Genomic DNA, 15,901 nt, shown 5'->3' with positions numbered 1-15,901 from the left:
TCCAGAAACCCGTTCGAACGGGCCTGATCAACTCGCCCGTTTGATTCCCATCACCCGTGCACGGGCGCGCGGGTCGCTGTCGAACAGCGCGGCGAGTTGTTCGGTCATCGCGCCCGCCAGTTGCTCCACATCGGTGATCGTGACCGCGCGGTCATAGTAGCGCGTCACATCATGGCCGATGCCGATCGCCAGCAATTCCACCTGTTTGCGTTTCTCGACCATGGCGATCACGTCGCGCAGGTGTTTCTCAAGGTAGTTTGCCGGGTTCACGCTGAGCGTGGAATCATCCACCGGCGCGCCGTCAGAGATCACCATCAGAATCTTGCGGGCCTCATTGCGCGCCACCATTCGCCGGTGCGCCCATTCCAGTGCCTCGCCGTCGATGTTTTCCTTCAGCAGCCCCTCTTTCATCATCAGCCCCAGATTGGGCCGGGTGCGCCGCCAGGGCGCATCCGCCGATTTATAGATGATATGGCGCAGGTCGTTCAGACGCCCGGGCTGCTGCGGGCGGCCATCGTTCAGCCACGCCTCGCGCGCCTGACCGCCTTTCCATGCCCGCGTGGTAAAGCCGAGGATTTCCACCTTCACATTGCAGCGTTCCAGCGTGCGCGCCAGAACATCGGCACAGATCGCCGCGATTGAGATCGGACGGCCCCGCATCGAGCCGGAATTGTCCAGCAGCAGCGTCACCACCGTGTCGCGGAATTCGGTATCCTTCTCGACCTTGAAGCTCAGCGGCGTGGTGGGGTTGGCCACAACCCGCGCCAGGCGGCCCGCGTCCAGAATGCCCTCTTCGCGGTCGAACTCCCAGCTTCGGTTCTGCTGCGCCTGCAGGCGGCGCTGCAGCTTGTTGGCCAGCCGCGACACCGCGCCTTTTAAGGGCTCAAGCTGCTGGTCCAGATAAGCGCGCAGCCGCTCCAGTTCGACCGGTTCTGCCAGATCCTCGGCGGCAATCTCCTCGTCGTGATCGGACAGGTAAACCTTGTAATCGGGGTCGGCCTCGGAGGCCGGGGGCGGGGCGGGCGGCTCCAGCGGGGCCTCGCCCTCGGGCATCTCGGTCTCTTCGCCCATCTCGTCCTCGGCCATCTCGTCCATCGAGACCTGGGCCTGAGACTGGTCCTGCTGTTCTTCCTGGGTCTGTTCGGGGTTGGCGTCGGCGTCCTGTTCGTCCTGATCATCCTGACCGGTGCTGTCGGGATCGGGCTGTTCGTCCGCGTCGTCTTCGGCCTGATCCTCCTGATCGTCATCCAGATCGTCAGGGTCGTCCCCCAACTGGTCGCCATAACCCAGATCCTCGATCACCTGCCGGGCGAATTTCGCAAATGCCGCCTGATCGGACAGCATATCCTGCAGGTTCTCAAGCGTGCCGCCAGCCTGTTCCTCGATGAAGCCGCGCCACAGGTTCATGACACTCTCGGCCGCTTGCGGCAGGTCGCGGCCGGTGGCCAGATGCCGGATCAGATAGCCCGCCGCCACCGGCAGGGGCGCCTCTGAGGGCTGCCTGCACTGATCATAGCCGCGCCGGATCGCCTCATGAGTGATCTTGACGTCGATATTGCTGGCAGTGCCGGGCATGTCGCGCGCGCCCATCGCCTCGCAGCGGGCGGTTTCCATCGCTTCGTAAAGATCGCGCGCCATGTCGCCGGGAGGAGCGTAGCGGTTATGGGTCGCTTCGTCGTGATATTTGAGTTGCAGGGCCAGCGCATCCGCCGTGCCGCGCGCCAGCAGCACCTCGTCCCGGGTCATCCGACGGCTGACCTGCGGCAGGCGCATGGAATCACCGGTGACACCCGAAGGATCGACCGAATAGCTGACGCTCAGCTCGGGGTCATCAGCCATGACCTTGGTGGCCTCGGCCAGCGCCTTCTTGAACGGATCAGCGGGGTTGTCGTTGGGTTTGCTCATGGCGGTGCGGCCCGGAATAGTTTCAGGCCCGCAACCTAGAGCCAAGCGCGGGCAATGACCAGTGGGTGCCGCGCTATCCGGCGCAAAATCGACCGCTCAGAGCAGCACCGCGCGGCAGCTGGAAATACGCTGGAGCATCGCCTCGCGGGCCAGTTCGGCGCGGCGTGGGTCAAAACTGTGATCAACATCGGCCAGCAGCGCCGCGATCTCGACCCAGCCCTGGCTGCGCCAGCGGCGCGGCAGGGTTTCGGGCACGCCTTCGGACAGGGCCTTGGGCAGGACCGTGTCCAGCAAAACCTGGAACTCATCGCTCAGCCGCGCATTGTCGTGTGCTTCGGCCTCGCTGAGCGCCCGCTGCCGGGTTGCCAGCGCGTCCAGCCGCCCCGAACAGGTGGCAAAAAGCTCGGCTCTTTCATAGGCGCGCACAGGCAGCGATGAGGCTGACACAGGCAGAAACAGCATCGCCACAGCGCCCAATATGGGGATCACTCTTGCTGTCATGTAACAAGTTTATGACAGCAAATCTTTCGATCAACCTAATCCCCACATTGGTGAGGCTTGCAGGTCAAAATGTGAGCAAAACCGGGCAAAGTCGCCGGGTAATGTCATGTATTGTTTCAGAAAGTGAGCCAATCAGCGGTCAAGTCCGCTCAAAGCGCCCGCTCTCCCGCCGCAAGACCGGCCAGCACATCCACATGCACATCCAGCGCGTCGACCACCTTGTAGCCCGGATCCCGCCCGTCAAAGGCGAGGTTCAGATCGGTGCCCGCCAGAACCACGGCATCTGCACCCTGCTCCTCGACCAAGCGCTGCCCGGCCTCCAGAAACAGCACCCGCTGCGCCTCCGAGCAGGTCCCCGCGACCGCAATATCCAGATAGCTCTGTCCCAATTGGTCGATCTCATCTTCGAGGGCTACCGCGTGCGTGCGGGCCAGTTGCCCATAGAGCTTGGTCCTCATCACCACCCGCGTGCCCAGGAGGCCCACCTTACTCAGCCCCTGTGAAACGAAATACTCATCAAGCGGCTCCACCGCCGAGATCAGAGGCAGCGAAGACAGCGCCTGTGTCTCGGCAAAACAGAAATGCCCGCCCAGCGAGGTGATCGCCGCACACTCCGCCCCCGCCGCCTTTAGCCGGTCGATCAGCGGCGCAAACACCCGCGCCTGTTCCTCGCGTCGGTCGTTGGTGTTGTTGGCAATCAGCGTGCTGGTCTCTGCCTGCACGATAGTCAGGTCCAGCGGTTTGCCGCGCTTTGCCATCGCAGAGGCCAGCTTCTGGTAGTAGGCGATCGTGGCCGCTACGCCTATGCCGCCGATCAACCCAATATGCATAATCGCCTCCCTGCATCATTTCGCAAAAGACGCATAGGCTGGCGTGGCAAGTCAAATCAGGTCTTGTGATGCGCGCCATTCCCGAGGGCTATCGAAACTCTGCCGCGCCCTTGGGAACCTCTCGGCGTTGACGCTCTTACCCCAAGCTCGAGCTTGCCGCGCTTTCCGGCAGTTCCTCGTCAAAGCAGCGCTGGTAGAATTCAGCCACGGTCTGGCGCTCCAGCTCGTCGCATTTATTCAGGAAGGACAGCCGGAACGCATAGCCCACATCGCGGAAGATCTCGGCGTTTTGCGCCCAATTGATCACGGTCCGGGGGCTCATCACCGTCGAGAGGTCGCCATTCATGAAGGCAGTTCGGGTCAGGTCGGCCACGGTCACCATCTGGCTGACGATCTTGCGGCCCTTTTCAGTGTTGTAATGCGGCGCCTTGGACAGAACGATCATCGTCTCGGCGTCATGGCTGAGATAGTTCAGCGTCGCGACCAGCGACCAGCGGTCCATCTGCGCCTGGTTGATTTGCTGCGTGCCGTGATAGAGCCCCGTCGTGTCGCCCAGACCCACTGTGTTGGCGGTGGCGAACAGGCGGAAATTGGGGTGCGGGGTGATGATCTCGTTCTGGTCCAGCAGGGTCAGCTTGCCGTCATGTTCCAGCACCCGCTGGATCACGAACATCACATCCGCGCGGCCCGCGTCATATTCGTCAAAGACGATGGCGACGGGGTTGCGCAGCGCCCAGGGCAGGATGCCCTCGTGGAACTCGGTCACCTGTTTGCCGTCGCGCAGTTTGATGGCGTCCTTACCGATCAGGTCGATCCGGCTGATATGACTGTCGAGATTGACCCGCACGGCAGGCCAGTTCAGGCGAGCGGCGACCTGTTCGATGTGGGTCGACTTGCCGGTGCCGTGATAGCCCTGGATCATCACGCGGCGGTTATGGGCAAAGCCTGCAAGGATCGCCAGCGTGGTGTCGGGGTCGAACTTGTAGGTCGGGTCGATCACCGGCACTCGGTCGCTGCGCTCTGCAAAGCCCTTGACGGTCATGGGGGTGTCGATGCCGAACACCTCGCGCACCGAGATTTCCTCGGTCGGTTTTGCATTGATGTCGATTGCGCCGTCAGCCATGCCCGTGGTCCTTATCCTCTGCCCCGCTGCGGGGGTCCGAACGCGCCTGTCGTGCAACATAATGAGGGCAAGGGCAAGGGGCCGCGGTGGTCAATTTCCGCCGCTGCCGGATTCAACCGGCCCGATCGGCTGGAAAGTTGCCCCGCGAAAGTTAAGGCGCGCGCGGTGTCTCCTGCGGTTGCAGGCGGCCCTGCAGGAAGGCTTCCATCCTGTGCAGGGCGGCGAGGACCGCATCAAAGGAATATCCAAACAGGAAACAGGCCAGGAAGATCAGCGTCGGGTTGCTCTGCTCATTGATCGAGAACACATTGGCCGGGATGAACAGCATCGATAAGGTCATTGCCGCAAAGGCACCGAACAGGATGCGCAGGAAGGCGCGCGCCGGGCCTAGATCGGACAGGGCCGGGGTCAGCACCCGCACCAGACAGAACAGCGCCGCCCCAAGCGAGCCGTAAACCATCGGCAGCGCGAAGCGGTTGGCCAATGAGATCTTGGCCTTCAACTCTTCGGCCGATTGCAGGAGTTGCAGACGGGTGACGATGTGATCGGCCGGGTTGGAGCGCGAGTTGCGCCCGGTCTTTTTCGAGATTTCCCGCACGATCTCAAGGAACCCGTCATGGCCCGCCAGCGCGATCTGCACCAGTGAAGATTGCTGCGCCGTCTCGTTGGCACTGGCAGGCTGCGCACCGGCTTCGCCCGCGGGCGTAGCAGTGGCGGCATTTGCGGCGCGGGCCATCTGCCGTGTTGTCTCACGCTCGATCTGGGTGACAGTGCTCATGACGTCGCTTGCCGCAGACAGGGTCTGCTCGCGCCCAAGCGACGGTCCGATTATGCCAAGCGCGCCCTGTTGCGTTGCCGCCTGGGCGTTGAGCGTTGATGGGGGAGGGAGCGGGCGGCGCTGGGGCGGGAAAAGCTTGGCGGAAATGCCGTTGGCGGACTCTCGCGTGGCGATCAAAACGTCGAACCGTTGCGAGGCGCTGGCACTTTCGGCGCGCAGGGCTTCCTCTTGATAGTGGTAGGCCTTGAGTCGGCTCATCGTCTCGTTGAACAGTTTTTGCGCTGGCGCGCTTGAGGCGGGATTCGCTCCGTCCCGACCATTGGTTTCGATGGCCCGCGCCACCACGATCAGATCGCGCACCTCTTCGTGGATGTCGGTGGCGATATGGTCGTCAAGCCGGGAGAGCAGCAGATTGGCGCTGAACGACCAGTGAGTGTAATGCATCGCCAGCAGGAGCAGCATGATCGCGATCCCCGGCAGCACCCAGCGTTGCCAGAACCAAGGCCAGCTTTGCCTGGTTCTGTTGAGAGCGCGAGGAAGCCAGGTGGCCCAGGTCAGGTCCTGCTCTTCTTCGGCACTGGGCTTGCGATACCGAGCCGAAGGGTTGCTGATGCGCACCGGCGAGTCTCCGTCCAGGATGCGGGTCAGGGTATAATCGTCGATATCGCGGCAGGTATCGCGCATTGCCTTGCGCAATTCTACCAGATGTTGTGGCTTGATCTGGCTGGGGCTGCCGTCAAACGGGGCCAGCGCGTCGATGAGCTTGTCGGATTTGTCGCCGCCGCGACCAGTCAGCATACAATAGGTGCGCGTCGCGCGCGCCGCCGTCAACAGGTCACGGACCTCGGGTTTTTCCGTTAATTTCATGCGACCCTCCGGTCAGTTCTGGATCCCCTCCATCCAGCCATCTTCGGTCAGGCATGAACAAATCGAGCCCGGGTAACCCGTCGATGGGGGAATGCACCATTGGCCGCTCGGCAGAATACAGGCCCCGATCGGATAGGATTGGGCATTAAGCGACGCGCCGATAGAAATCAAAAGGCCAAGGAAAATGGCCAGACACAAAACAGTTTTCATCAGGAGACCTCTGGCAAAGAGACCTTGTAAATACAGGGTAAATTACCGAAAGTTGCGCGTTTTGGCAAGTTTCCACCTAAATGCGAACCCACACACCCCATCGTACCCAGCCCGGAAGGCACAAGCGAACCAAGTCCGAAGCGTCACAAAATGCGCCTACTTGAAGTTCCGGCTGTCCTTGATCTGATCCCAGGCCCAGACCACTTCCTGCAGTTGTTCTTCCTGGCTGCGGTCGCCGCCATTCATGTCCGGGTGCAGTACCTTGATCAGCTTCTTATAGGCCTTGCGCACATCGGCCTTGCTCCAGTGATCCTGCGCTTCCAGGATCTCCACCGCGCGGCGCTCAGTGGGGGGCAGGCGCTTGGTGCCGGTTGACCCGCGACCGGGGTTCTGGGTGGCATTGGCCCCTAACACCTGATGAGGATCTTCGATGCCCAGCCGCGCCCAGGCCTTGGCCTCGGGGTCTCCCATGGGGCGGGTCTTGCGCTCCCACACCTTGTCCTTGGACATCTGGGCGTTCAACTCGGCTTCGGTAGTGCCGTCGAAGAAATTCCATTTCTGGTTATATTCGCGCACATGCTGCTGGCAGAACCAGTAGAAGTCATCCAGCACATCCGGTGCCTTGGGCGCGCGGAACTTGCCTGCCTCCTCACAACCCGGATGGTCGCAGACGCGCACCGAGGTTTCGGAGGCACCGGACATGCCCCGCCGACCGCGCGGGTTTTTCTTCTTGGCAGAAGAGACGGACATGTCGAAACCAAACGGATCGGATTTGGACATCAGGGGCACCTTTCGAACACGGCTTCACGACTCGGAGGCAGCAGTTTAATCCAAGTGACGGAAGATAGAAGAGGGGGCGGCAATTATTTTGCCGACTGACGAAAGATGACCATAACCGACGAAATCCGCAACTGCCTGCAACAGGCGTTTTCCCCGCGCGAGCTGGAGGTGGTCGATGACAGCGAAAGCCATCGCGGCCATGCGGGGTTCCGCGAGGGGGGGCAGTCGCATTTTAACGTGCGCATCCGGGCCGAGGCCTTTGCCGGTCAGTCCCGTATCGCCCGTCACCGGGCCGTGCATGCTGCCCTGGGCGATATCGTCGGGCGCATTCATGCGCTGGCGCTCGATATTGACGCCTGACGCACCGCCGCGAGGCGGCTTAGTTCTCCGATGACCCGCCCTTATCGCGTTGTGCCGAGGGCTGCACCACCAGCGGCGGCGTTCGCGTGCCCGCGTCATTTTCAGGGCGGTTCAGCGGCGGGTCGTTGACCTCTTCGGCGATCGGAGCAGGGGCGCGGGTATCCTCGGGGCCGGGAATCGGGCGGGCGATCGGGATGCCATCGGCGTCATGTTTGGGTGCCTCCAACGGCTGGGCCACCAACACCGCGCGCTCGTCTTCGGCGTCCAGCAGACGGCGAAAGATCAGCACGTTGCGCCAATTGGTGGTCGACCCGGTCAGGCCGGATTTCTCCTCGCTGGGCAGCAGTTCCGCCCGCTGATATTCCCACCCTTCCGCGGCCTGCAGGTTCAGCAGTTCTTCGACGGACAGCGCAAACCGTCCCTCGGGCGTCTTGATGCCTTTTGCCTTGGTGCCCTTTGCTGGGGCGGGGACAACTTTGTATTCGTAGCGGGCCATCATATTCTCCAGTTGCCGGAGCGGTGTAACAAGATTGCCCCGGCACGAAAAGTCCTGCCGTTGCGCAGGACCGCCAAAGCCCCGGCTTTCGCCCGTCGCAGGAGGGGATGCGCAAAACACCGCCCGTCGCGCGGCCCGACCCGCAACAGGTGATTTTCCCCGCCATTCCGCCTAAACAGGAGGCGGGTCAACCGGACCCGGCTTATCGGAAAGACATGCTCACCATGAATTACATCCCCTTTGCCGCCGCCCTCCTGATCGCTACGCTGCCCGGTTGCGACACCAGCCCCTCCTCTGGCCCCCCAAGCTACGGCCCGCCCGAAGCCTCGGGTCTGGTTACCGCACGGCCTTATCCGGATGACGATGGCGTTTGTCAGGTGATCGGAGAAAACGCCCTGACCGTCGAATATCTCGGCGACGCTTCGACCCTCGTCGGCTGCCCGGTGGTCGAGACCGTGGCGGTGGAAGAAGTCCTCTCCGAAGGCGCAACCCAGGTCGACACGATCGGAGAATGGGTCCTGCTGATGGTGCCGACGGGGTGATAGGGACAAGTAGAGGCGTTTTCTTCGATATCGCCTAAGTGATCCAGATCGCGGTCCGGTCAGAGTCGCGTTCACCTTTCAGTTAGTGAGCGGCTTCGCTATGCCAAGCGCTGCTTAAGCAGGGCGACCAAGTTCGATAGCGTATCGTGTGCTTCAAGCAATTGATGGTCCAGATAGACTTCTTCGCCGATTTCAATTTGAACAACAACCTGATCAACGCCGCCGTATCTGCCTTCACCATAGCTTCCGAGACCAAAGCGTTTTGGCTTTGAGACGATCTGATCTGATCGATTAATCAGCGGTTTGCCGCGAGTCAAAATCGCGTGTTTGTTTGCCTTGGCGACGTCAAGAATGATCCTGAAACCGGTACAGTTCTCCGCAATACGATGCCTGAAACTGCTATCATCAGGTTTCGCGGGATCACCTTCTTCATTCCACCCTAGCAATTTGAATGGGTTGATGTTGTTCTCCACAGCTTGCGCATAGATTTGTGCTGCAAGAGCATCAACTACCATGACCGCCAAAAATGCGCGCCGCACGCAGGAAAACTCTGCAGCAAATTCGGCAAGGGTTGGCACGACCATTTCTCTATCAAACTGGCTAGCATCAGTCATGTAGTTGCCTCTTTCTTGTTGCTCACCTGGCTAGCTGCGGAGCCCCCAGAACACAAAAGGACGCCTCAAGCGACGCCCTGTTGCACTCAGAGAGAGGCCTCGTTGGCCCGCAGATCTGAACGAATGGCCTTAGCCCCCCAGCTTCTGCGCCACCAACTGGTTGACCGCCTTCGGGTTGGCCTTGCCGCCGGTGGCTTTCATTACCTGACCCACGAACCAGCCCGCCAGTTTCGGGTTCACCTTGGCCTTTTCCACCTGCGCCGGGTTGGCGGCGATGATTTCGTCCAGGGCGGCTTCGATGGCGCCAGTGTCAGTCACCTGTTTCATGCCGCGCTCTTCGACGATCTGAGCGGGGTCGCCGCCTTCGGTATAAACAATCTCGAACAGGTCCTTGGCGATCTTGCCCGAGATGGCATCCGAGGCGATCAGGTCGATGATACCGCCCAATTGCACGGGTGACACGGGCGAGTCGGTGATCTCGTGATCTTCTTTCTTCAGCCGTCCGAACAGCTCATTGATGACCCAGTTCGCGGCCAGCTTGCCGTTACGCCCCTTGGCCACGTCCTCGAAATAAGCAGCCGATTCCACATCGGCCGTCAGCACAGAGGCGTCATAGTCGGTTAGGCCGAAGTCACCGATGAAGCGGGCTTTCTTCTGATCGGGTAGCTCGGGCAGTTTTGCGGCGATATCGTCGACCCAGGCCTGTTCGATCTCCAGCGGCAGCAGGTCGGGATCGGGGAAGTAGCGGTAGTCATGCGCCTCTTCCTTCGACCGCATTGAACGCGTCTCGCCCTTGTCGGGATCATAGAGCCGGGTTTCCTGATCGACCGTGCCGCCGCCCTCGACAATAGCGATCTGGCGGCGGGCCTCGACCTCGATGGCCTGCTGGATGAAGCGCATGGAGTTCATGTTCTTGATCTCGCAGCGCGTGCCGAGATGCGAGAAATCCTGCGTTTCCTGGTACTTCTCATACGCGCCCGGCAGGGAGATCGAGACGTTCACGTCGGCTCGCAGGTTGCCGTTCTGCATGTTGCCGTCGCAGGTACCTAGATAACGCATGATCTGGCGCAGCTTGGCGATATAGGCGGCGGCCTCTTCGGGGCCACGGATATCAGGGCGGCTGACGATCTCCATCAGGCAGACACCGGTCCGGTTCAGGTCCACAAAGGACATGTTGGGGTCCATGTCGTGAATCGATTTGCCCGCGTCCTGCTCCATATGGATGCGTTCGATCCGCACCAGCCGCGCGGTGCCGTCGCCCATCTCGACCAGCACTTCACCCTCGCCCACGATGGGATGGTAGAGCTGGCTGATCTGGTAGCCTTGCGGCAGGTCGGGGTAGAAATAGTTCTTGCGGTCAAAGGCCGATTTCAGGTTGATATCGGCTTTAAGCCCCAGCCCGGTGCGCACCGCCTGTTCGACGCAATATTCGTTGATCACCGGCAGCATGCCGGGCATCGCCGCGTCCACGAAGGCGACGTTGGAATTGGGTTCCGCCCCGAATTGCGTCGAAGCGCCCGAGAACAGTTTGGCGTTGGACGAGACCTGGGCATGCACTTCCATCCCGATCACCAGTTCCCAATCGTGCTTGGCTCCGGCAATGGTTTTGACTTTGGGCGTGTCGTAGGTCAGGTCCAGCATGGGTGCGCCTTTTGTCCGCATCAGGTTCGACCCGCCTTCTAGGCCCGGCTTGGGCCATGGGCAAGAGGCAATGCGGTTCAGACGGCCTCCAGACGCAACCCCTCAGGGGTGAAGGTGATCCGCTGGCCCCGGCTGATTTCATCCTCAAACAGCGCCGACAGGCAACGCAGCGCATTGTCCCGCCCGCGCGCGGCAAACTGCCGGGCCGAGCGTATATGCAGGTTATTGGCGAACCGGTCCGAGGCATGGGCCCAGACCAGCGGGTGGATCTCGGTCAGGTGGTCGCGGATCAACCAGTCGGCGGCGGCCGCGATCCGGGCGCGATTATCGCGACCCGGATCGTTCCCACCGGCCCCACCGGGCAGAGCAACACAGCAAAAGGCGGTCAGCAGATTGACCATCTCCTGATCGGGGCGGGCGCGCAGGATGTCGCGCAGCCCGTCGAGGAAAAAGGGCACATCCACCCGCGCGCAAGCCCCGGCATCCAGCGTGAGGGCGTCGAAATAGACCCAGGCATAGCCACCGGTTCCCCACATGAACTGGGTGCGGGCGGCGGTCCGGCGGGCCTCAAGCTCCAGCGCGGCATAGCTGCCGAACCAGCGCGGCAGCATGTGATTGCCGAGCGCCCGCATGTGGCGCGGGTTTTCCGGCGCTAGGTCGATCAGCCTCTCGTAGTCGTCAGCGACGGTCATGGCCCCATCACTGCCGCCCGCGCGCGCGGCACAGCGGGCTGCCAGCAGGGCCGGGCTTTGCAGGGATGTGCCGCAATGGCGCGACAGCAGCGTTCTGGCGCGGTCGAAATGGGCATTGGCGCGCTTTTGGTGTCGCGCCGAGGTGGCTTCGGGCCAGCCTTCGCCGCGCCAGGCCCAGCCCAGATCGATATGGGTCAGCGCCACCACGAGCGCGATCATCGGATCGCCCTTATGCTCCTGCAAGGCGGCCTCGAACCCCATTACGCCGTCCAGCAGCAGCTTTTCGTCATGCGTGCGCTCCGAACTCAGCGCTTGTTCTATGGTTTCGACTACATCAGCGCGAGCCCCGAAAGCCAGCAGATCAACCGAGGGTAGCCCGCCTTGCGTGCTGTCGCGCCGCGCCTCTGCTTTGCGCATCTCTTGCGCCAAGTCAGACCAGCGCTCCTGTCGGACCAGAAACCGGCCCCGCTCGCGGATGAGGTCGGCTTCGCATTCTTCCAGCCCGCGCTCGTTCACGGGGATGTTCAGCCGGTCCTCGGCGGCGAGGGCCGCGGGCACGCTCAGCCGCCTGACAGACAGGCGCTCGGGCGCTTGCGTCTGCCGTCGCGGGGCCAGCGACCTCAGCCGATGTGCAATCGGTGCAATTCGTTTCAACATTCTCTGTCCTGCTCGCGCCTTGTCGTTTCTGAGGCTGAAACTACCTGTGGTTTGAGGCACAAACGTGGCCCGGACGGGACCGGGTGGGACAGGTTTTGGGGTATTATAAGGGTGCCGTTCCGGCCTCGGCATCAATCCGTCAAAAGACTACGAAATGATGCCGGTCCACGTGCAAGCCGGCCTGCTTCAGGCGGGTCTCAAAATCGCGATGCGGCGGAAGGCATTCATGGGGCAAGCGCAGCTTCTTGTCGTTTTGCAGGATCAGCGTGACCCGCACCGACAGGTCCCAGCGGGTATCAAAACGCACAATCTTGATGTCATCAAGAGGCACGTCGCGGGTCAGCGTGCCGGTGAACCAGCGCAGTTCCTGTGCGCTCAGGGTCAGCCCCGCGCGCCGATCCGTGAAAAACTCGTAAACGGCAGGCAGGGTGCAGAGCACTGCAAGTGCCCCTATCCACCAGACCAGATCGATAGTAACAACCCCCACGAGCAGCAGAGCGTAGATTGCGCCCAGGATGGCCAGCGCGCGCCAACTGCGGCTGCGGTGGTGATACTGAAACTCTTCCATCACCGCCCACCAGTGACATCCAGCGTAGTGCCGGTGATGTAGGAGGCCTTGTCCGAGAGCAGGAACAGGATCGCCTCGGCCACATCCGTCACCGTGCCCGCACGTTTAAGCGGCAGTGACGCGCCGATGCGATGGGCGCGGCCCGGATCGCCGCCCTTTGCGTGAATGTCGGTATCGATAAAGCCGGGCCGGACGGCGTTGATGCGGATGCCCTCCCCCGCCATCTCATCGGCGAAACCCTTGGTGAAGGTGTCGATGGCGGCCTTGGAGGCGGCGTAATCGACATATTCATTCGCCGATCCCAGCCTTGCCGCACCCGAGGACAGGTTGACCACTGCGCCACCCTCTCCATGCACGTGCATCCGTTTGACCGCTTCGCTCGCCACAAGGATGGCCCCGATCACATTGGTGTCGAAGATGCGCCGCAGCCGGGCATGGGTCACCTCGGTCATGCGGATATGCAGATCGACGATCCCTGCGTTGTTCACCAGCGCATCAAGCTGCGGAAAGGCCGCGTCCAGCGTGGCGAACATGGCCTCGATCTGCGCCGGATCGCTGACATCGCCGGGGCAGAGTACCACCGCAGCACCCACCGCGCGCGCCGCCTCTGCAACGGCATCGGCACCTGCGTGGTCCTGCCGGTAGTTCAGCGCCAGATCATAGCCTCGCGCAGCCGCCAGTCGCGCGGTTTCGGCCCCGATCCCGGCGCTGGCTCCGGTGATGAGTAGCGTCTTGCGCATCGCTCAGGCGTCCAGAATGCGGCTGATCATTTCAGTTGTGTCACGCGACAGGTCGGGCGTGGCGGCGATGCGTTCAAGCTGCACCCGGATCAGCGCCTGCCGATCCGCGTCATAGCGCTTCCAAGTCTGGAAGGCCGAACACATCCGCGCTGTGGTCTGCGGGTTCACCGGATCAAGCCGCATCAGCCAGTCGGCGAGCAATTCGTAGGATTTGCCATCGGCATGGTGAAAACCCGCATGGTTCATCGCCAGCGGTCCCAGAACCGAGCGGAAGCGGTTCGGGGTCTTCCAGTGGAAATCGGGATGCTCGGTAAGCTTTTGCGCCACGATACAGGTCTGATCAGGATCGGCCAGCGAGACCTGCAATCCGAACCATTTATCGATCACCAGCCGGTCGGCCTGCCATTGGCTGTAGAACCCGGCCAATTCCTCTTGCCCTTGTCCCGCGCGCAACAGCGCGTTCAACGCCGCGAGTTGCAAGGTCATGTTGTCGGCCTTGGCGTATTCGCGCTTGGCCAGGGTGCCACCATCCAGGCGGGTGGTAAGGAACAGCACGCCCGATCCCAGCGACCGTTTGCCTGATTGCTCGGCGTCGGGGCGGTAGGTGGCGTCGACCTTCATCTGGCTGTGAAGGCGCGGGAGCAGGTCCTGCGCGTGTTGCGCCATCGCCTGCCGCAAGGTTTCGCCCGCGGTCCAGATCGCCATCGGGTCGGGCGTGACACCCCGATCGGCCAGCATCCCCGCCAGTTCCGATTGCGTCGGTAGCCAGAGCATCAGCGCGCGATAAGCCGGGTCCAGGTCATCGTCGCGCAGCACGCTCAGCACCCCGTCGAGGTAGTCCGCGTGCGGCGCCGCATTCTCGGTGATCATTGCGAGAAGCGTCTGGGTGGCGAGGTCTCGCGCCGCGCTCCAGCGGTTAAAGGGGTCGGTGTCATGGGCGAGCAGAAAGGCCTGCTCATCGCGGCTGACATCATGCTCCAGAATGACCGGCGCGGAGAATTCGCGCAGGATCGAGGCAGTGGGTTTCGCGGCGAGACCGTCAAAACTGAAGCTCTGGCGCGCCTCGGTCAGTTCCAGCGTTTGGGTCTCGCGCACCTCGTCGCCATTGGGGCCCAGCAAGCCCACGGCGACAGGGATGTGCATCGGCTGCTTACCCAACTGTCCGGGTGTGTCGGGGATATTCTGTGACAAGGTCAGGGAATAGGTGCCATCGGACCAGCCTTCCTCGACCTTCACGCGCGGGGTGCCTGCCTGCGAATACCAGAGCTTGAACTGGCTCAGGTCGCGATCCGTCACGTCCTCAAAGACCTTCAGCCAGTCCTCGATTGTGCAGGCCTGCCCGTCATGGCGCGCGAAATAGAGGTCCAGCGCCTCGGCATAAGCCTGATCACCCACCAGCCGCTTGAGCATGCCGATCACCTCGGCACCTTTCTCATAGACGGTGGCGGTGTAGAAATTGTTGATCTCCTGAAAGCTCTCGGGCCGTACCGGGTGGGCGAGCGGGCCATTGTCTTCGGGGAATTGCCGCGCGCGCAGGTCGATCACATCGCCGATGCGTTTGACAGGCGCGCTGCGCACGTCCGAGGTGAACTGCGCGTCGCGGAAGACAGTCAGCCCCTCTTTCAGGCAGAGCTGGAACCAGTCGCGGCAGGTGATGCGGTTGCCGGTCCAGTTGTGGAAATACTCATGCGCGATGATCGCCTCGATGCGTTCGAAATTGCCGTCGGTCGCGGTTTCGGGGCTGGCCAGCACGGCGGAGGAGTTGAAGACGTTCAGCCCCTTGTTCTCCATCGCGCCCATGTTGAAATCGTCCACCGCGACTATGTTGAACACATCGAGATCATATTCGCGGCCATAGACATCCTCGTCCCACTTCATCGACTTCTTCAACGCCTCCATCCCGAAGGCGCATTTGCCCTCGTCGCCGGGGCGCACATAGAGGTTCAGATCGACTTCGCGACCAGAGATGGTGGTGAAGTGATCGGAATGGGCCACCAGATCACCGGCCACCAGCGCAAAGAGATAGGCAGGTTTGGGCCAGGGATCGTGCCATTCGGCAAAGCCTTCGCCCTGATCCACCGGGTTACCGTTTGACAGCAGCACCGGCAGGTCGCCATTCACCCGCACGGTAAAGGTGGACATCACGTCGGGGCGGTCGGGGTAATAGGTGATCTTGCGAAAACCCTCGGCCTCGCATTGGGTGCAATACATGCCGTTCGACATATAAAGCCCTTCAAGCGCGGTGTTGTTGGCCGGGTCGATCTCGACCTCGGCCTCGAAGGTGAAATCGCCCTCGGGGACCTCGCAGGTCAAGCCGGTCTCGGTCAGGGTCGGCGTGATCTCTTCGCCGTCAATCTTGGCGCGGATCAACTTCAACTGCTCGCCATGCAGGAAGAAGTCGCGGTTTTCAGCGTCGGGTTTCGCGGTGAAACGAATTCGGCTGGTGATCCGCGTGGCGTTCGGAGCAAGATCAAAGATCAGGTGAACCTCCAACACGTCGAAGCCGAATGGGGTGTAATCCTTGAGGTAGATCGTCTGAGGTGCGGCGTCTCGCATGGTGGGCTCCCTTAGCGTGTTGCAGATAGGTGTATCGCAGG

Annotated in this window: 16 protein-coding genes; 2 read left to right on the top strand and 14 right to left on the bottom strand. The window is 61.9% G+C overall.

Annotation, left to right across the window (positions count from 1 at the left end):
* Positions 1 to 27: 27 nt before the first annotated feature.
* From cobT to Q5Y75_RS11275, 7 genes are all read right to left on the bottom strand, one after another.
* Complete coding sequence (gene cobT, locus Q5Y75_RS11305; protein WP_306197342.1) at positions 28 to 1,905, bottom strand: cobaltochelatase subunit CobT; 1,878 nt, start codon at positions 1,903 to 1,905, stop codon at positions 28 to 30.
* A gap of 96 nt (positions 1,906 to 2,001) precedes the next feature.
* Entirely contained in the window at positions 2,002 to 2,394 is a 393-nt protein-coding gene (locus tag Q5Y75_RS11300; RefSeq protein WP_306197339.1) for a hypothetical protein, read from the bottom strand.
* A 161-nt stretch (positions 2,395 to 2,555) separates the two neighbouring features.
* Complete coding sequence (locus tag Q5Y75_RS11295) at positions 2,556 to 3,236, bottom strand: aspartate/glutamate racemase family protein (RefSeq protein ID WP_306197337.1); 681 nt, start codon at positions 3,234 to 3,236, stop codon at positions 2,556 to 2,558.
* A 136-nt stretch (positions 3,237 to 3,372) separates the two neighbouring features.
* Complete coding sequence (gene cobS, locus Q5Y75_RS11290) at positions 3,373 to 4,359, bottom strand: cobaltochelatase subunit CobS (protein ID WP_306197335.1); 987 nt, start codon at positions 4,357 to 4,359, stop codon at positions 3,373 to 3,375.
* Positions 4,360 to 4,510: 151 nt separating this feature from the next.
* A complete protein-coding gene (locus Q5Y75_RS11285) occupies positions 4,511 to 6,004 on the bottom strand; it encodes a hypothetical protein (RefSeq protein ID WP_306197334.1) in 1,494 nt (497 codons plus the stop codon).
* A 12-nt stretch (positions 6,005 to 6,016) separates the two neighbouring features.
* Positions 6,017 to 6,214: a hypothetical protein gene (locus Q5Y75_RS11280; protein ID WP_306197333.1), complete on the bottom strand. Its 198-nt coding sequence runs from the start codon at positions 6,212 to 6,214 to the stop codon at positions 6,017 to 6,019.
* Positions 6,215 to 6,370: 156 nt separating this feature from the next.
* Positions 6,371 to 6,994 carry a J domain-containing protein gene (locus tag Q5Y75_RS11275; RefSeq protein WP_306197332.1) on the bottom strand — a complete coding sequence of 208 codons (624 nt, stop codon included), beginning with the start codon at positions 6,992 to 6,994 and terminating at the stop codon, positions 6,371 to 6,373.
* Between the two features lie 105 nt (positions 6,995 to 7,099).
* Here Q5Y75_RS11275 and Q5Y75_RS11270 point away from each other — a divergent pair, with 105 nt between their 5' ends.
* Entirely contained in the window at positions 7,100 to 7,354 is a 255-nt protein-coding gene (locus Q5Y75_RS11270) for a BolA family protein (protein WP_306197331.1), read from the top strand.
* 19 nt (positions 7,355 to 7,373) lie between these two features.
* Here Q5Y75_RS11270 and Q5Y75_RS11265 read toward each other — a convergent pair whose 3' ends face one another.
* The gene (locus tag Q5Y75_RS11265; RefSeq protein WP_306197330.1) at positions 7,374 to 7,850 is read right to left on the bottom strand and encodes a DUF4177 domain-containing protein; all 477 of its coding nucleotides are present in this window, start codon (positions 7,848 to 7,850) and stop codon (positions 7,374 to 7,376) included.
* A 107-nt stretch (positions 7,851 to 7,957) separates the two neighbouring features.
* Here Q5Y75_RS11265 and Q5Y75_RS11260 point away from each other — a divergent pair, with 107 nt between their 5' ends.
* Positions 7,958 to 8,392 (top strand): hypothetical protein, encoded by a 435-nt coding sequence (locus Q5Y75_RS11260; RefSeq protein WP_306197329.1) that lies wholly within the window; start codon positions 7,958 to 7,960, stop codon positions 8,390 to 8,392.
* Positions 8,393 to 8,490: 98 nt separating this feature from the next.
* Here the strand turns inward: Q5Y75_RS11260 and Q5Y75_RS11255 are convergent, their stop codons facing one another.
* The 6 genes from Q5Y75_RS11255 to pepN form a co-directional block, all read right to left on the bottom strand.
* Complete coding sequence (locus tag Q5Y75_RS11255) at positions 8,491 to 9,006, bottom strand: hypothetical protein (protein WP_306197328.1); 516 nt, start codon at positions 9,004 to 9,006, stop codon at positions 8,491 to 8,493.
* Positions 9,007 to 9,135: 129 nt separating this feature from the next.
* Positions 9,136 to 10,647 carry an Asp-tRNA(Asn)/Glu-tRNA(Gln) amidotransferase subunit GatB gene (gene gatB / locus Q5Y75_RS11250; protein ID WP_306197327.1) on the bottom strand — a complete coding sequence of 504 codons (1,512 nt, stop codon included), beginning with the start codon at positions 10,645 to 10,647 and terminating at the stop codon, positions 9,136 to 9,138.
* A gap of 77 nt (positions 10,648 to 10,724) precedes the next feature.
* The gene (locus tag Q5Y75_RS11245; protein WP_306197326.1) at positions 10,725 to 11,996 is read right to left on the bottom strand and encodes a hypothetical protein; all 1,272 of its coding nucleotides are present in this window, start codon (positions 11,994 to 11,996) and stop codon (positions 10,725 to 10,727) included.
* 139 nt (positions 11,997 to 12,135) lie between these two features.
* Positions 12,136 to 12,564: a hypothetical protein gene (locus tag Q5Y75_RS11240; RefSeq protein WP_306197325.1), complete on the bottom strand. Its 429-nt coding sequence runs from the start codon at positions 12,562 to 12,564 to the stop codon at positions 12,136 to 12,138.
* Positions 12,564 to 13,304, bottom strand: coding sequence for an SDR family oxidoreductase (locus Q5Y75_RS11235; RefSeq protein WP_306197323.1), 741 nt, complete (start codon positions 13,302 to 13,304; stop codon positions 12,564 to 12,566). Before Q5Y75_RS11235 ends, Q5Y75_RS11240 begins: the two co-directional genes overlap by 1 nt.
* A 3-nt stretch (positions 13,305 to 13,307) precedes the next feature.
* Positions 13,308 to 15,860, bottom strand: a complete 2,553-nt coding sequence (gene pepN / locus Q5Y75_RS11230; protein ID WP_306197321.1) for an aminopeptidase N — start codon at positions 15,858 to 15,860, stop codon at positions 13,308 to 13,310.
* Positions 15,861 to 15,901: the final 41 nt, after the last annotated feature.

Origin of the sequence: Ruegeria discodermiae, assembly GCF_030758345.1 — a bacterium.
In the GTDB taxonomy this organism is placed as follows: Bacteria; Pseudomonadota; Alphaproteobacteria; order Rhodobacterales; family Rhodobacteraceae; genus Ruegeria_C.
This window is presented reverse-complemented; position numbering and strand designations above follow the sequence as displayed.

Coding starts and splice junctions, on each gene's coding strand:
- cobT (WP_306197342.1), bottom strand. CDS start 1,905: ATGAGCAAACCCAACGACAACCCCGCTGATCCGTTCAAGAAGGCGCTG.
- Q5Y75_RS11295 (WP_306197337.1), bottom strand. CDS start 3,236: ATGCATATTGGGTTGATCGGCGGCATAGGCGTAGCGGCCACGATCGCC.
- cobS (WP_306197335.1), bottom strand. CDS start 4,359: ATGGCTGACGGCGCAATCGACATCAATGCAAAACCGACCGAGGAAATC.
- Q5Y75_RS11285 (WP_306197334.1), bottom strand. CDS start 6,004: ATGAAATTAACGGAAAAACCCGAGGTCCGTGACCTGTTGACGGCGGCG.
- Q5Y75_RS11280 (WP_306197333.1), bottom strand. CDS start 6,214: ATGAAAACTGTTTTGTGTCTGGCCATTTTCCTTGGCCTTTTGATTTCT.
- Q5Y75_RS11275 (WP_306197332.1), bottom strand. CDS start 6,994: ATGTCCAAATCCGATCCGTTTGGTTTCGACATGTCCGTCTCTTCTGCC.
- Q5Y75_RS11270 (WP_306197331.1), top strand. CDS start 7,100: ATGACCATAACCGACGAAATCCGCAACTGCCTGCAACAGGCGTTTTCC.
- Q5Y75_RS11265 (WP_306197330.1), bottom strand. CDS start 7,850: ATGGCCCGCTACGAATACAAAGTTGTCCCCGCCCCAGCAAAGGGCACC.
- Q5Y75_RS11260 (WP_306197329.1), top strand. CDS start 7,958: ATGCGCAAAACACCGCCCGTCGCGCGGCCCGACCCGCAACAGGTGATT.
- Q5Y75_RS11255 (WP_306197328.1), bottom strand. CDS start 9,006: ATGACTGATGCTAGCCAGTTTGATAGAGAAATGGTCGTGCCAACCCTT.
- gatB (WP_306197327.1), bottom strand. CDS start 10,647: ATGCTGGACCTGACCTACGACACGCCCAAAGTCAAAACCATTGCCGGA.
- Q5Y75_RS11245 (WP_306197326.1), bottom strand. CDS start 11,996: ATGTTGAAACGAATTGCACCGATTGCACATCGGCTGAGGTCGCTGGCC.
- Q5Y75_RS11240 (WP_306197325.1), bottom strand. CDS start 12,564: ATGGAAGAGTTTCAGTATCACCACCGCAGCCGCAGTTGGCGCGCGCTG.
- Q5Y75_RS11235 (WP_306197323.1), bottom strand. CDS start 13,304: ATGCGCAAGACGCTACTCATCACCGGAGCCAGCGCCGGGATCGGGGCC.
- pepN (WP_306197321.1), bottom strand. CDS start 15,860: ATGCGAGACGCCGCACCTCAGACGATCTACCTCAAGGATTACACCCCA.